The following is a 14802-nucleotide window of genomic DNA, read 5'->3' on the forward strand; positions in this document are numbered from 1 at the left end:
CGCCCCGCCGATGATTCCGGCAGCGAACGTACGTTCGCTAGGCATCGGCGAGGCGCCGACGCTACTGCTTAACCGAGATCGGCACGTTCGCCACCGCTGCGCCGCCGTGGTTGTCGTAGATGTACACGAAGATCCGATAGTGTCCGGCGGCGGGAACGACGACCGACGCGGTCGGGCCGGACGCCGTCACCGCATCCGGATAAACCGGAGGCACCGACTCGGCCGCGCCCCCGACCCCCCGGTCGGACGCCTCGCGCTGGAGCACCCAGCGATATTTCAGCTCGTCCCCTTCGGGATCGCTCGCCTTGACCGTCGCCCTGATCGTGGCGCCCACCGCAACCTCGGCGACGCCCTCGATGCCAAGGTTGTCGATCAAGGGCGCTCGGTTCGGCAGCGGCTTGCCCGACCAGAGCTCGGACATCGTATCGACCGCGCCAAGTCGCTCGCCGGTGGGCAATAGCATGCCAAACCAGGTCGAGGTCGCCTCCTGCTTGTGGCCCCACGTGAAGGCGAACGAGCCCAAGCAGAGATCCTTGGCCCCCAAAACTCCTCCCTCGTAACCGCGCCGGAAGAAATCGGCCTTAGCCGTGCTTGTAGGTTCGATCGGGGCGCCCCACGCCGTCTTTCCCACCTCCCACGGGCCCAGGGTCCCGAACTCGGTGATCACGTACGGCTTGGTTCCACCCGCCTTTCGATACCGCTCCGCGATGGAAGGGGCCCCGCCGTAGCTGTTGATTCCGACCACGTCGATATCGGGGCAGAGCTTGTGGATGCTCTCCACCCGCTTCCCTCCCACTTCGGCGACCACCGTCATGGTGGGATGGTTAGGATCGATCTGTTTGACCTCTCTCGCCATCTGCTCGACGGCGCCCCACATGTTGGGGTCGCCGCCGTCGGCGTACCCTTCCATCTCGTTGCCAAGCGCCCACATCAGCACCGCCGGATGGTTCCGGTACCGGCTGACGGCCAGCTTAGCCTTGGTGAGTTGGTCGGCGACCATCTTCGGGTCGTCGTATTTGAATCCGTGCTCCTTATGGCCCAGCCAGATCCCCACCACGACCTTGAGCCCTAGCCGCTTGGCCTCGTCGAGCTGATCGTCGATCTTGTCCGCGTCCCACGTTCGAAAAGCGTTCGCACCCAATTTCACAAGCGGCGCCTTCGGGCCATCGCCGCCCACCCCTTTGATGAAGAATGGCTTGCCGTCGACGGTCAGCGAGTAGCCGGCGGCGTCGTGCCGGAGGCGGACGACGGCGGGGACCTGAACCGGCAAGACAAGAATCGGGGCGAGAACTGCCATCGCGAGCATGGAGTTCACTATACGCCCCGCCCATCTGAACGTATCCTAAGGGAGTGGTACTCGGGCTCGTATTTTTACTCGCCTCCCGGCCGGGATCTCAGGGCGGCCAATATACGGCGGAGCTGAAACGATTGGCGGATGCGGATCAAGCCGACCGGCAGTTCGCTTCCAAGCCAACGGCCGCCCAACGGAAAACGATGGAGCGTAACGACGCGGTTCGCCTGCGCCGGGTCAGGCAGATCGTCGCCGGAGCCTCCGAGTTGAACGCGGACGAGTTCGACATGGCCGCTCTGCTGTTTCAGCATGCTCCGAAACCGGAGGACTTCGTCGTCGCCCACGAGCTGAGCGCCTGCGCAAACGCGCTCGGGAAGTTGAGCTCCATGCCGGCGATCTCCGAAGATCGATTTTTGGTGAACATCCACCGCAAACAGCGCTTTGGAAGCCAGTTTGAACGCGATGGTAAGACGCAGGCGCCTGTCGACGAGAAGCCGCCGACCGCCGTGACCGACGATTTTCGGCTGAACATGCTCTGCCCTCCGCTGGCCCTGTATCGGGAGAAGGGGCCGATGGCCTTTCAATCCGCCATGGATCCGATCTTCGCCCGCCTTGAAAAGCGGCGAGATCCCAAGCATCGCCTGGCCGGAGACCCGGTTGCGTCGGCCAAGTTGGCTTCGATGCCCCCTTCACCCGGCACTCGGGCGGCGGTATTGGGGTTCTATCAAAAAGCTCAGATCGTTACCGCCGCCGATTACGGCAACGCGGCAAAGCTGCTCCTCTCCTCTTCACGCTCGGAGGAGCTGCTCTTGGCTCACGAGTTCGCGACTCTCGCCATGAACGAGGGCTACCGCCCCGCCCGCCGGTTCTTCACCGACTCGTGGGACGCCTTCATGAAGTCGATCGGCCGCCACCCCCGCTACTCCGCCCACCACGAAAGCCGCGCCGTCCGCCGAGTCCTGTTCGACCCGTTCTTAGCCGACTAATTTTCCGGAGCCCCCTCTCCCTCCTTCGGATGTATGTGCCGAACGAGGGAGAGGGGGTTTGGGGGTGAGGGAGTCCGAATGGCGAACGGCTATGCCGTCTTCGGCGGTCTCCGCTTCATCGAATGCGGCCTGCCCGGTTGCTGCCCGTGCCGCTTTCGGATGTTCCCCTTCCCGATACGCCATCCAAGGTGCCGGCCGTTGTCGTGTCGCCTTACGGGTGGGCGCCGTGTCGTGTGATGACGCCGGACGTAGCGGTGGTCGATCCTCATCTGCGTCTGCGGGTGGTGGCGACGCCAACTGCTCGAGGGGCGCACTAAATGCGGCCTTCCTGGTTGAATCCCTTCGCGTTTTCGGATATTTCCCTGACCAATCCTCCAACCGAGATGACGTCCATCGTCGCGGCGAACGGGCGGCCTTCGATGGTCGGCGTTGTTCTGCCGATGCTGATCCGAATGACTCCGGTCGCGGGCGGTTTGCTCGTGCCGGGTTTGGTTCTTCTTGTCCTGCCCCGGCCCCTGAGCTGCCGCCAAACCGCTTACCGCGAGCGCGCAGGTGCACAAGGCGCCGATCAATAGTTTACGAATCATTAGTTTCTCCACGTGATTTCTTTGGCTCCTATCCCGGAGCCCCGCGTGTATGAAGTGCCGGAACGCCTTCCCGTTCCTTTCAAGTCTTTCAGGACGGACCCAGGCATGGCACGGGCTCGCCCAATACCAAACAGTTCTTTGCGTCCTTGGCGAGAAACCCCTTTTTCCGGAGTTCTCGCCAAGGACGCAAAGGTGATCGCAAAGAGCGCAAAGAAGACTCGAGCGGTGGAAACCGTTGGTATCTGGCCGCTTGCCCGAGTACAAAGCCTCTCTTCATCCCTATCTAAACCGCATTAGACCAGCGATACAGGCGATGCCTGCACCACATGGGCCCTGCAGCTACGCCGACAACCCGCCGGCGCGGGAGATGAGAAGAGCACGCTGCTCCTCGTTTTCGAACGATTCGTTTGGCACGAGTTGGGTGCCGTTTTGCAGGCGCAAGACGACGGCGTCGGCCGATTCGGAGACCTGCTGCACATCACTCCACGTGATCAAGAAATTGGACCAAGTTTTGCCGTTGATGACCACCACCAGCCGCAAGCCATCCTGTTCCATGAATTGGCGAGTCTCGAGGTGGTGGATACCGTTTCGAAAGAAAGGTAATTTTTGGCCCCACGAGAAGGAATACAGCCCCACCACAATGGCGATCGCACCTGAAAACCACTCATGGAGAACGATTGTTCGATAGAGCCCGATCGCAACGAAGAGCCCAAACACGCCTATCGAGAGCCAGTACGCTACGCGCAATTTGCCAAGATTCTCTTCAAACGCACGAATCTGTTCGTCCGTACTCAGAATCGGCCTCAGCGCAACCTGGTCAGTTTCCACGTCCGCTCAGCGTAGCATCCAGACTTGCTACAGAGTACATAGCCGTTCGATGCCCGGGACCCTATCGAAACCGTCGTCGAAACTCACGATCCGCGAGACTTCGTGACGAGCCATTACCGCAATGTGAATACCATCTCTCGCCGAAAGCCCTTGATAGCTGAGCACAAGAGACTTGGCGGCGCTTACCACTTCCAGATCGATGGGATAGACCTCGTCGACCAAGCTCGATAGAAGATCGAACGCCGGTTGAATCGCTTCTAGCCTCCTGATGGAAACATAGCGATGAAGGATCTCCTGAAAGACCTCCGCGTCCGTGACGAGTCGTTGGCGGCCAATCACCAATCGTTGGACGAGCGCGGCGGCCGTTGATTTATGGGGGTGATCCGCACCTACCAGGTACATCGGGACGTTCGCGTCAAGGAAGACCAAGCCGATAACCTGCCTCGATCTCCTCGTTCATCTGCGAAATGTCTGCGGAAGGGAAATCGTGTTGCAGCGCCTTATTCAGCGCCCTGAGCTTTGCATCGGCGGGTCCGGCATCGAGTGCGGCACAAGACCGACGAAGCTCACGGCGAACGAACTCCCCCACCGCAAGGTGTTCGCTCTGCGCCGCCTTCTGCAGCCGCGCATACTCCCCCTCCTCCATTAATACTTGCAGTCTCTTACTCACCCTATGAGTATATCCTACTCACAGAATGAGAGAAGGGCTCGAGAAACTGTTGGCTTCGTCAAAACTGATCGGTCATAAACATCTGTGGCACATCCGGCACCTGGTAACCCATCAGAGTTAGCTCCGGAACCGGGTCGACTAAGGGGATGGCGAAGTGGGCCGCCATCGAGGCGAGGCCGAACCATTCGGTGTCTTCCGGCAGGGGAAGGGCGTCGTGGTGGGGGGTGAAGATGCACTCTCGGAGGTTGCCGGGCTCGTGGCAGAGGTAGCCGCCGTCGAACTCGGTAGTGACCCGGAAATTCCAGCGCCAGTATTCCCATCGCTTGACGTCGCGCCGGAGCCGGTTTGGGTCGAGGGCCGCCCAGGCGTCGTAGATCAGCTCGGCCTCCTCCGGCTCCACGATCGGATCGTCATGCTCGGGAGACGTCTTTATGCGCGATCGTATGACCTGGTCGATCGGCTCGAAACCGTTCCGCTCGTAGACGCTCGGCTCGCGCGCGAACAACAGCGCCGCGGACTCTCCCCGTTCCCGGCCCTCTCGAAGCACGTGTTGCAGGAGCTTGGACGCATACCCCTCCCGCTGACGCGCCTGACGCGTAGCCACCCCCGCGATTCCAAAGGCCCGCCCCCACCCAAAGCGGAGCGGAGTGGTGGTGAGAATCGAGACCATCTCGGCTCCATCGAAAAGAGCCCACTTCCGGTGAAGGTCGAACAGAGGCTCGGAGAAGAAGACGTCGTAAGCGCGCTGGTAGTCGAGGCCGAAAACGTCGCACAGCAGCTCCAGGAAAGGCTCCGCTTCGTGATTGCGGATCGTCCGGACCTCGATCAACGCTCACCCGTCTTGGCCATGGGCCGGATATTAACCCGGACACGCACCGAAGACGGGGAAATCGAACGGATGCCGGGAGGGCGCTGGATCGGGATCGTCAGCTCGTAGTCCGCTTTCTTTCCCGTAACGTCGATCGGATCGGTTACCAGTCGCCGGGCTCTCGAAAGCGCCGAGACCCCTCCGGTCACCGACACGTTCTGAGGAGTGACCACGTTGCCGGCAATTCCGAATCCCTTCGCCGGGGTACCGATAATGCTCGCGGTGACCGCGAACGGCATTTGGACCGCCGACGAAGTAAACACCGGCTGAATGTCGGTGGACGGAGGATCGACCCGCACGTGATCGAGATGCCCCTTGCCATAGACAAGGATGTCCGAGACGTACGGCGAGGTCTGCATGGGATCGAGGTTGCCCAGGGGCAGAGTTGCCTGCGCCCCCTCCACCCTCGCGATCTCCGACTTCGGGCCGAAGATGCGGACCGTCTTTTGCACCGGAAGCACCGGAGTTTCGATCTCCCCCGCCCCCTCGGGCAGCTTCCCAACCGGTTTGACCTCTACCGGTACGGTGCGCGAAACAACCGGTTCGATCGTCACCGGGATCCGCGGGATCTGCTGAACCGCCACGTCGCGAAGCTTGGGGGGCCACAGGCTCACGGGGGCCATGTACTTCCCGTCCTTATCCGGCGACGCCGACGTGAGATTGACGGTTCCTTCGAGCTGATCGGAAAGTAGCTCGAGCTCGTTCAGCCGATCTGCCGAAGCGACCACGCGAACCTGAAGCGGAATGGAGAGATCGCTGGTCAGAACGTACTTGCTCTCATCGAGCCCCTTCTTGACCAGGTGCCGAACGGTGACCGTGGCCTGCTTCGTTTCCGTCGTCTGAGTGTAAACCACGGCCCAGAGGAACAACGAGATCATGAGCGACATGATCAGGATCGGTACGTTAACCCTCGCTCCACCGGCGGACGAGGAAGGGCCGGTCACGGCTTGACCTCGACGCCATTGCGGCGCAACCGGCGATGGCGGTGGCGCGGCTCGCGATCTTTCTTGGGAGGCGGTTCGTCCTCCATGTTGCGCAGCTCGCGATTCAACACCGCGCGAAGCTCCGCTGCCGACCCTAGTCTCTGCAAGCGCCCCTCGGAGGCAACGGAGATCGTGCCGCGCTCCTCGCTTACGACCACCACAAGGCAGTCGTAGCTCTCGGTCACTCCGACCGCGGCCCGGTGTCGCATATGAACGCTCTGATCCAAGCGCGCGCTGTCGCTGAGGGGCAATCGGCAGGCGGCGGCGAGAATCATGTCGCCGCGAATAATCACCGCTCCGTCGTGTAACGGGTTCCCTTCGTAAAATATCGACCCGAGTAACGGTGCGGAAACCATCGCCTGCAGCATCACGCCGTTCGCGGCGATGTCGTTGAGGGGCGACTCTTTCTCCAACACGATCAAAGTGCCGATATGGCCGGCCGCGAGCTCCGCGACGGCGGCGACCAGCTCCTCTACGGTGCGGGCTTCCGCCAACTCATCCTGGTTCGGGATGACGCGAGGAAGCAATGTTGCCGGCCGGCCAAACCCCTCCAGTGCAAGCCGCAGCTCGGGCAAAAAGAGGATCGCCAAAATGGCGGGGCCCACGTAGGTGGCCTTTTCCAGCACGTAGTGCAGGGTGCTCATTCCGGTTCGTCCGGCGATGTAGAGCACAAGCAAAAAGCCGAGGATCCCGAGAACGATTCTCCATGCCCGCGTACCTCGCACCAGCATCAACAGCCGGTATAGGAGGAAGGTCACCAACAGGATGTCGACGACGTGAATCATCAGTTCACGCGTCGTCAGCTCCCGAAGGGAAAGGAATGGCCGGAGAAGATCTTCCAAGGGATGTTGCCAGGTTCGATTATGGCCGCGTGGCCCACACGTTGCTAGGTCGTAAGGAGGAGGTCGTTGAATCGCTTAAGTCTTAGGCGTTTGGCTGGCGAGTTTGGTTACCGTTCGTCGGTTCATAATGTTGGGACTACGTCCGCCAGGGTTGCCGGACGGGGAAAGGATGCTGTATGGACGAAGCAACGCCCCGGCCACTTGAAAAGATCCGACAAGATATCGACGCGATCGACACGCAACTCGTGTCGCTTTTGAGTCGAAGAGTCGAGCTCGCCCAGGAAGTGGGGCGGGTGAAGGGGCGCGACAACCGGCCGTACTTTACGCCGGAGCGCGAGCGGCAGATCTTCGACAAGCTGGAGCAGACGAACCCGGGTCCGATGCGGGCCAAGCAGCTGCAAGCGATCTTCCGCGAGATCATCTCCGCGGCACGCGCGGCGGAGAAACCGCTGGTGGCGGCGTTCTGGGGCCCTGCCGGCACCTACACCCACTTGGCGGCGATCCAAACCTTCGGAACGAGCACCGAATTCGTAGCCCAAGACGGGATCGCCGACGTTTTTCAGGCGATCGAGCAGGGGAAAGTCGATTACGGTGTGGTTCCCGTGGAGAACGCGCTGGCGGGAGTGGTGCCGGAGACCCTCGACATGTTTCCGCAAACCAACGTCAAGATCTGTGCCGAGGTCTATATCCCGATCCACCACCACCTAGCCTCTACGGCCGGGTCACTGGATGAGGTGCAACGAATTTACGCTTTCGGCCAACCGGTAAACCAATGCAAGGGGTGGATCCGCTCTAACCTTCCGAATGCGGAGATCATAGACACCGCCCCGACCGCCCGCGCAGCGCAGAAAGCGCTGGAAGACCCTCAGGGCGCCGCCATCTGCAACTCGCTCGCCGCCCAACTTGTGGGCATCCCGCTGCTGGTGGAGCACATCTCGGATAACCCGGCGAACCGAACCCGTTTCCTGGTTCTCGGCTACAACGAACCCGCCAAGACGGGGCGCGACAAGTCGAGCGTCATGTTCAACCTCAAGAACAAGCCGGGCGAGCTCGTAAAGGCGCTCAGCGCGTTCGAGCGGCACGGCGTGAACCTAATGATGATCGAGAGCCGCCCCGCCCAGCGCGCCACGTTCGAATACATCTTCTACTGCGACTGCGCCGGCCACCGCACCGACGCCAACCTCCAAGCCGCCCTCGAAGAGCTCCGAGAGAACGCCCTAGAAACGGTAATCCTCGGCAGCTACCCCTACCGCGACCCGCTGGACGTATAAAAAGGGCCATCCTGGCCCTCGAGCCCACCAATCCATTGGCCGTCGTAAGGACGAACCAGGCGGTGGAAAAGCTTCCCTCTTTGATCTTTAGCCTCCGGAGCCCCCTCTCCCTCCTTCGGATGTATGTGCCGAACGAGGGAGAGGGGGTTGGGGGTGAGGGAGTCCGGACCCTGAGTTTTGACGTTTGATGACTGACGCTTTGAAGGACCGCCGGTCTCCAGACCGGCCCTCCCCATCCCCACTCAGATAACCCCGCCACCGACGTGACAAAGACTCAATCGAGCATGTCTCGTGAAAATTTATTTGTTGGTAGGTTCTGCGACCACCTGCCGGGGTCGGGGAGGACTGGGTCCCTTTTCCCCGGGTCTTCGACCCGTGGCTAAGTTCTTTAATCCCTCCGGGATCGGGAGCGCCTCTGCCCAGGGCCACCACTCTCCTCCTAAGCGATCCTCCTATCGAGACCCAAGCGACACCGCCTGACGATCATCATCACTATAGGGACCAGACGCAGTGATGATCGCCGCCATCTGCTCTCCCAGTCTTGATGCTCACGCCTTGGCACTCGAAAAAGGGCAAAACCGGAAGCCGGTGGGTGCATCATGAAGCTACGCCTTGGCGTGGGAACCGATGATGACTTTCCGACCGATCTATATGCTCCTGGGGTCGGTGGGGCTCATGGGTTTTTCACTGATGGGGCAGGTAGGCAAAGCGCCCAAGCCAATCGACGGAGCGAAGATTTTCGAGCAGCAGTGCGCCCCGTGTCATGGCGATAAAGGGCAGGGAGGTAAGGGGTTTTCTAAGCCGCTGGTCGGAAACCGGTCCTTGGCCGAACTTACGAAGTTCATTTCCCAATCGATGCCCCCGGGGCCTAAGAAATGCCCTGCGCCGGACGCGGCGAAGGTGGCCGCGTATATCTACAAGACGTTCTACTCGCCGCTCGCCCAAGAGCGGAATCGGCCGGCGAGGGTGACGCTCTCACGCCTCACCGTTCGCCAATTCCGGAACGCCGTCGCCGACTTGGTCGGCGGCTCGCGCCCCGTCGTGCCGGCCGAAGCCGGACGGGGATTGCGCGGCGAATACTTCAAAGCGCGCGATCTTCAGGCAAAGGACCGGGTGATCGATCGAGTGGACCCGGAAGTGAAATTCGACTTCGGAACCGACGGGCCGGAACCCGGCAAGTTCGATCCCCGCTACTTCTCCACCGTCTGGCAAGGCAGCGTCCTCGCGCCGGACACAGGCGAGTACGAGTTTGTCGTCCGATCAGATCAGGCGGTACGGCTGTGGGTGAACGGATACAAGGAGCCGCTCATCGACGCTTTCGTCAGATCGAAAACCGACGTGGAGTTCAAAGCCTCGATCACGCTCCTCGGAGGCCGGGCGTATCCGATCCGGCTGGAGTTTTCGAAGGCGACACAAGGGGTCGATGAACCCGAGAAGCAGAAGGCGAAGCCGGTGCAAAGAGCCTCGGTCTCGCTCCTGTGGACGCGTCCCAAGCACGCCACCGAGACGATTCCGTCGCGATGCCTCTTTCCCGAGTTGTCGCCGGAGACATACGTCGTCACGACCCCGTTTCCCGCCGATGATCGTAGCATCGGCTACGAACGCGGAAATTCGGTCTCGAAAGAGTGGGACGACGCCACTACGGCAGCCGCGTTAGAGACTGCAGCTTACGTGGCAAGTCATCTCACCAACCTATCCGGAATCCAAGAAACCGATCCCAAGCGCAAGGAGCGGCTCATCGGCTTCTGCCACGACTTCGTCGAACGCGCCTTCCGCCGCCCGTTGTCCCCGGAAATCGAAGCCACCTACATCACGAAACAGTTCGCGGCCACCCCCGACCTCGAGATGGCGGTGAAGCGAGTCGTTCTTCTCGCGCTGCAATCCCCCCGGTTTCTGTACCGAGAGATCGGTGCCGGAAAGACGGATAGCTATCTCACCGCCTCCCAACTCGCATTCGAGCTATGGGACACCCTGCCGGACCCTGAGCTGCGCCGTGCCGCCGAACATAACGAGCTAACCACGCCGGAGCAACTCGAAAAGCAAACGGAACGGATGGCGAACGACCCACGCGCCTGGACCAAACTCCGCGACTTCCTGATGCTCTGGCTGAAGGTCGACGAAGTTCCGGACATCGTTAAGAGCGCGAAGCGATTCCCCGGATTCGACGCCACCACCGCCTCCGATCTCCGTACGTCTCTGGAACTGTTCCTAGAAAACAAGGCGAGGAGCAAGGAGTCCGACTACCGGGAGCTCATGCTGAGCCGCACCGAGTTCCTGAACGGCTCGCTTGCCAAATGGTACGGGGCGAACTTACCGCCGGACGCCCCGTTTCAACCGGTGGAAGTCGATCAGCGCTCAGGCGTCATCACCCAGCCGTATTTGTTGGCGAGGTTCGCCTACCTCGACAACAGCTCCCCCATTCACCGCGGTGTTCTGATCGTTCGAAACCTGCTCGGCCGAACGTTGAATCCGCCTCCGTCCGCGTTCGCGCCGCTCGCTCCCAGCCTTCACCCCGACCTCACCACGAGGCAACGCGTCGCGCTGCAAACCAAGCCAGCGATGTGCAACACCTGCCACGGGATCATCAACCCGCTCGGATTTACGCTCGAGAAATTCGATGCGATCGGTCGCTTGCGCGACGCCGAGAATGGGAAGCCGATCGACGCCACCGGCAGCTATCTGTCGCGTAGCGGAACCGTCGTCAAGTTCTCCGGAGCGGACGAGCTCGCCAAATATTTGGCGACGAGCGATGAAGCCCACTCGGCGTTCGTCGAAAAACTGTTCGTCCACCTCGTCAAACAGCCGCCGCTGGCTTACGGACCGAAGACTCTTCCAAAGCTTCAATCGGAATTCGCAGAGAACCAATATAGTATTCGTAAGCTGATGGTGCGGATCGCGGTGGCGACGGCGCTGGATGGCGGGAGAAACAGATGATCAACCGACGCGACTTTCTGCGGCATTTCGGGCTCGGCGCGGCGGTCTTCCCGTTCATCTCCAATCTTCCCGGTCTGATTCCCGAGAATAAGGGGAAGCGCAAGCAACGATTGGTCGTCTTGTTCAGCCCGGACGGGATCGTGCCCACCACGTTCTGGCCGGATGCCGAAGGGGCCAATTTCGATTTCAAACAATCGCTTTCGCCTCTGAAAGGATTCAAGGATCGCACCTTGGTGTTGCGCGGCGTTTCCGACCGGGTTCGCGGAGATGGCGACAACCACATGCGCGGCATCGGTTGCCTGCTGACCGGCTCGGAGCTCTTTCCGGGGAACGTACAGGGCGGCTCCGACACCCCCGCCGGTTGGGCGAGCGGGATCTCAATCGACCAGGAGATCAAGAATTATCTGCAGAAGTCGACCGAGACACGCACCCGGTTCGGCTCCCTAGAGTTCGGCGTCATGGTTCCCGACCACGCCGACACCTGGACCCGGATGTGTTACGCCGGCCCGAACAAGCCGATCGCCCCGATCGACGATCCGTACCAAATGTTCGGGAAGCTATACGGGCAGCTCAAAGATCAGGAGACGTTGAAGAGCGTGCTCGACGACCTGCGAGAAGATCTCGCCAAAGTCCGCTCGCAGATCGGAGTTGCCGACCGCCAACTACTGGACGAGCACACGACCCTCGTCCGAGAAATGGAGAAGGAGATCCTCGCCGCTCGAACCAACGACGTCGGGCACGCGGTTCCGGTGATCGAGCCCGGCGTCCGGCGGCTGAACGACAACATCCCCAAAATCAGCAAGCTTCAGATCGACCTGATGGTGTCGAGCTTCGTCGCCGACTCGACCCGAGTGGCGACGCTTCAGTACACGAATTCCGTGGGCCAAGCGAGGATGACGTGGCTCGGAATCCAAGAAGGGCAGCACGACCTCTCGCATGAGCCCGACAGCAACAAAGACGCCCAAGAAAAGCTGACCAAGATCAACGAATGGTACTGCTCGCAGCTCGCGTACCTCGCGCAACGGCTCGCCGAGACCAAGGAACCGGACGGCACGGGGACGATGCTCGACAACACGCTCATCGTGTGGACCAACGAGCTTGGCCAGGGAAATTCGCACACGCTTGAGAACATCCCGTTCGTGCTGGTCGGCGGTGGACTCGGTTTCCAGATGGGCCGCTCGCTCAAGTACAACCACCTCCCGCATAACCGCCTACTGATGTCGCTCGCCCACGGCTTCGGCCACCACATCGACCGCTTCGGCAACCCCGATTTCTGCGCGGCCGGGGTATTGCCAAACCTAACGTAGAATCGCCATCGGCGCATGAACGGCAAAAACGCGAATCCCGAAGCACCGGATTCGAGAGAGCGACCCGAGAAGCTCACCCGCCGACGGACGTCGGGGGCTACCCTTTCCAGTTTGGGTCGGCGGTGACGCCGTATTTTAGGGCAACCGTTTCCATGGCTTGGAAGGTTTTGTAAACTCGATCGTTTGCGGCGGCGATCTCATCCTCGTGCTGCTTTCTTTCGGCAAGAAGGTCGCGGGTCCGGTCAAGAGGGTTCAACATGACGCCGACTATCTTCCCCTTGTCGCGCGCCTCTTCTTGGAAGGCGACAAACTTGGCGTGGGCGTTGCCAACGTCTTCCCATGCGTGCACGCAATCCAAGGTCGCCGCGCGGAAGTCGTCGGGACATTTCGACGTATCGACGTCGTGAAGGTAGCGGGCAAGGGTCGCCACAATCGGAAGGTCACCCACGGTACTGTGCAAATCATCCGTACTACCGCGGATGCTGTGATTGAACTGGTCCATCACAGGCTGGATCGCAACTTTGGCTGCCTGACGAGCGGCCGCCTCTTCATCGATCTTCACCGCCTCAGGCATCTTCACCTCCGCAGGCGGAGCCGGATCGGCCTTGCGAACGACTGGCTCGGGGACTTCCTTCGAACCGCATCCGACCAGCAGGCAAAGGGATGCAACTGAAACGATGAGTATCGAAGCGCGGCGTACGAGCATTGGAGACTATGTTAGCAGGACTCAACAAGCCGACACGTCTCGATCACTGGCCTCTACGTTCCAGGCACCCAACGGCCGGTAAAAGGTGTGGGTAACGGCAAGTCCGGGAGGCGGTCGCAGAACTACCGTCAGTCACGAACTTAACGGTCACATGTTCGAATCATCCTCCCACCGTCGGCTGCCCGCTGGTTTGCGGCACGAACGAGATGGAGGCAAGAAGGCATGTCGACACATTTATCCGTCATGTCCATTCGGACATCGGCACCATCCGCGAGTTATTCAGGCCCCTAGAACGTAGAATTAGGTGTGAACGAATTCGCATCGATCCCGGAAGCGCTCGAAGAATTGAAGGCAGGGCGGCTGATCGTCGTGGTCGATGACCCGGACCGGGAGAATGAGGGCGATCTGGTGTGCGCGGGGGAAACCTGCACGCCGGAGCTGATGAACTTTATGATCCTGCACGGTCGAGGCGTGCCGTTCATTCCCACCACCGCCGAGCGGCTGGCCGAGCTTCAAATTCCGATGATGACGAAGCAAAATACCGCCCGCCACGGCACCGCAATGGCGGAAACCGTGGACGCCCTGCACGGAGCGACGACCGGAGTATCCGCGTTCGACCGGGCGCGGACGGTCGAGGTCTTCGTCGATGAGAACGCCTCGCCGGACGACCTCGCCCGCCCCGGGCACATCATTCCGCTCCGCGCCGAGAAAGGTGGCGTCCTGAAACGAGCCGGGCATACCGAGGCGATCGTGGACCTTTGCGTCCTCGCCGGGTTCAAGCCGGTCGGAGTCGGCTGCGAGATCCTCAACGAAGACGGCACCATGATGCGGCTGGACAACTTGGTTCCGTTCGCAGAGAAGCATGGACTGAAGATCGTCACGATCGCGGATCTGATCGCCTATCGTCGCAAGCACGAGCGGCTGGTCACTCGGGTAGCCGGGCCTATCGACTTTCCCACCAAGTTTGGGCACTTCACCCTCTATGCCTACGAAACAAGCGTGGAGCCGAATCCTTACGTGGCGATCGTCAAGGGGGACGTCTGCACCGAGGAGCCGGTCCTGGTCCGCATCCATTCGAGCTGCCTCACCGGCGACCTGATGGGCTCGCTACGGTGCGACTGCGGCGACCAATTGGAGCTGGCGCTCCGCAAAATCGAGGAGGCCGGCCAGGGCGTCGTGCTTTACATCGCCCAGGAAGGCCGTGGCATCGGCCTGATCAATAAGCTGCGAGCCTATGAATTGCAGGATCAAGGCCTCGATACGGTGGAGGCAAACGTAGCGCTTGGCTTTAAGGCTGATCTTCGGGACTACGGCCTGGGCGCGCAAGTCTTGGCCGACCTCGGTCTACGTAAGCTGCGACTGATGACGAACAACCCGAAGAAGGTAAGCGGCCTCCAAGGCTACGGCCTCGAGATCGTGGAGCACGTCCCGCTTCTGGCCGAGCCTGCCGAGGAGCGAGAGAAGTATTTGGCTACCAAGAAGTCGAAAATGGGCCACATGTTGCCTTGAAAGTTAGCGGTTGGCAGTTA

The 14802-nt window shown here is 61.0% G+C and carries 14 protein-coding genes; 5 read left to right on the forward strand and 9 right to left on the reverse strand.

Going from position 1 to position 14802, the window contains the following annotated elements:
• Positions 1-61: 61 nt before the first annotated feature.
• On the reverse strand, positions 62-1306 hold the full coding sequence (locus tag OP10G_RS11295) for a glycoside hydrolase family 2 TIM barrel-domain containing protein (RefSeq protein ID WP_025225781.1): 1245 nt from the start codon (positions 1304-1306) through the stop codon (positions 62-64).
• A gap of 44 nt (positions 1307-1350) precedes the next feature.
• On the opposite strand from OP10G_RS11295, the gene OP10G_RS11300 reads away from it, so the two are divergent.
• Positions 1351-2277 carry a hypothetical protein gene (locus tag OP10G_RS11300; RefSeq protein ID WP_025225780.1) on the forward strand — a complete coding sequence of 309 codons (927 nt, stop codon included), beginning with the start codon at positions 1351-1353 and terminating at the stop codon, positions 2275-2277.
• Positions 2278-2366: 89 nt separating this feature from the next.
• Here the strand turns inward: OP10G_RS11300 and OP10G_RS26820 are convergent, their stop codons facing one another.
• The 7 genes from OP10G_RS26820 to cdaA all read right to left on the reverse strand — a co-directional run bounded on the left by OP10G_RS26820 (position 2367) and on the right by cdaA (position 7055).
• Positions 2367-2864, reverse strand: a complete 498-nt coding sequence (locus OP10G_RS26820) for a hypothetical protein (RefSeq protein ID WP_158409199.1) — start codon at positions 2862-2864, stop codon at positions 2367-2369.
• 339 nt (positions 2865-3203) lie between these two features.
• Positions 3204-3692, reverse strand: coding sequence for a YcxB family protein (locus OP10G_RS11310; RefSeq protein WP_025225778.1), 489 nt, complete (start codon positions 3690-3692; stop codon positions 3204-3206).
• A 27-nt stretch (positions 3693-3719) separates the two neighbouring features.
• On the reverse strand, positions 3720-4121 hold the full coding sequence (locus tag OP10G_RS11315; RefSeq protein WP_025225777.1) for a type II toxin-antitoxin system VapC family toxin: 402 nt from the start codon (positions 4119-4121) through the stop codon (positions 3720-3722).
• Positions 4108-4362, reverse strand: coding sequence for a hypothetical protein (locus OP10G_RS11320; protein WP_025225776.1), 255 nt, complete (start codon positions 4360-4362; stop codon positions 4108-4110). Before OP10G_RS11320 ends, OP10G_RS11315 begins: the two co-directional genes overlap by 14 nt.
• A 58-nt stretch (positions 4363-4420) precedes the next feature.
• Complete coding sequence (locus OP10G_RS11325; protein ID WP_025225775.1) at positions 4421-5191, reverse strand: GNAT family N-acetyltransferase; 771 nt, start codon at positions 5189-5191, stop codon at positions 4421-4423.
• Positions 5188-6108: a CdaR family protein gene (locus OP10G_RS11330; protein ID WP_227625114.1), complete on the reverse strand. Its 921-nt coding sequence runs from the start codon at positions 6106-6108 to the stop codon at positions 5188-5190. The genes OP10G_RS11325 and OP10G_RS11330 overlap by 4 nt, the downstream gene beginning before the upstream one ends.
• A gap of 62 nt (positions 6109-6170) precedes the next feature.
• Positions 6171-7055 (reverse strand): diadenylate cyclase CdaA, encoded by an 885-nt coding sequence (gene cdaA, locus OP10G_RS11335; protein ID WP_025225773.1) that lies wholly within the window; start codon positions 7053-7055, stop codon positions 6171-6173.
• 176 nt (positions 7056-7231) lie between these two features.
• On the opposite strand from cdaA, the gene pheA reads away from it, so the two are divergent.
• The 3 genes from pheA (at position 7232) to OP10G_RS11350 (ending at position 12567) form a co-directional block, all read left to right on the forward strand.
• Positions 7232-8326, forward strand: a complete 1095-nt coding sequence (gene pheA, locus OP10G_RS11340; RefSeq protein ID WP_025225772.1) for a prephenate dehydratase — start codon at positions 7232-7234, stop codon at positions 8324-8326.
• Positions 8327-8953: 627 nt separating this feature from the next.
• Positions 8954-11260: a DUF1592 domain-containing protein gene (locus tag OP10G_RS11345; protein WP_025225771.1), complete on the forward strand. Its 2307-nt coding sequence runs from the start codon at positions 8954-8956 to the stop codon at positions 11258-11260.
• Positions 11257-12567, forward strand: a complete 1311-nt coding sequence (locus OP10G_RS11350) for a DUF1552 domain-containing protein (RefSeq protein ID WP_025225770.1) — start codon at positions 11257-11259, stop codon at positions 12565-12567. The genes OP10G_RS11345 and OP10G_RS11350 overlap by 4 nt, the downstream gene beginning before the upstream one ends.
• Before the next feature lie 97 nt (positions 12568-12664).
• Here the strand turns inward: OP10G_RS11350 and OP10G_RS11355 are convergent, their stop codons facing one another.
• Entirely contained in the window at positions 12665-13273 is a 609-nt protein-coding gene (locus tag OP10G_RS11355; RefSeq protein WP_025225769.1) for a hypothetical protein, read from the reverse strand.
• 306 nt (positions 13274-13579) lie between these two features.
• Here OP10G_RS11355 and OP10G_RS11360 point away from each other — a divergent pair, with 306 nt between their 5' ends.
• Positions 13580-14782: a bifunctional 3,4-dihydroxy-2-butanone-4-phosphate synthase/GTP cyclohydrolase II gene (locus tag OP10G_RS11360; protein ID WP_025225768.1), complete on the forward strand. Its 1203-nt coding sequence runs from the start codon at positions 13580-13582 to the stop codon at positions 14780-14782.
• Positions 14783-14802: the final 20 nt, after the last annotated feature.

Origin of the sequence: Fimbriimonas ginsengisoli Gsoil 348, assembly GCF_000724625.1 — a bacterium.
Classification (GTDB): Bacteria; Armatimonadota; Fimbriimonadia; order Fimbriimonadales; family Fimbriimonadaceae; genus Fimbriimonas; species Fimbriimonas ginsengisoli.

What these genes read in the sequence shown, in the direction of transcription:
- OP10G_RS11350 (WP_025225770.1), top strand. Translation starts at nt 11,257, where the DNA reads ATGATCAACCGACGCGACTTTCTGCGGCATTTCGGGCTCGGCGCGGCG.
- OP10G_RS11345 (WP_025225771.1), top strand. Translation starts at nt 8,954, where the DNA reads ATGATGACTTTCCGACCGATCTATATGCTCCTGGGGTCGGTGGGGCTC.
- OP10G_RS26820 (WP_158409199.1), bottom strand. Translation starts at nt 2,864, where the DNA reads ATGATTCGTAAACTATTGATCGGCGCCTTGTGCACCTGCGCGCTCGCG.
- pheA (WP_025225772.1), top strand. Translation starts at nt 7,232, where the DNA reads ATGGACGAAGCAACGCCCCGGCCACTTGAAAAGATCCGACAAGATATC.
- OP10G_RS11330 (WP_227625114.1), bottom strand. Translation starts at nt 6,108, where the DNA reads ATGATCTCGTTGTTCCTCTGGGCCGTGGTTTACACTCAGACGACGGAA.
- OP10G_RS11355 (WP_025225769.1), bottom strand. Translation starts at nt 13,273, where the DNA reads ATGCTCGTACGCCGCGCTTCGATACTCATCGTTTCAGTTGCATCCCTT.
- OP10G_RS11295 (WP_025225781.1), bottom strand. Translation starts at nt 1,306, where the DNA reads ATGCTCGCGATGGCAGTTCTCGCCCCGATTCTTGTCTTGCCGGTTCAG.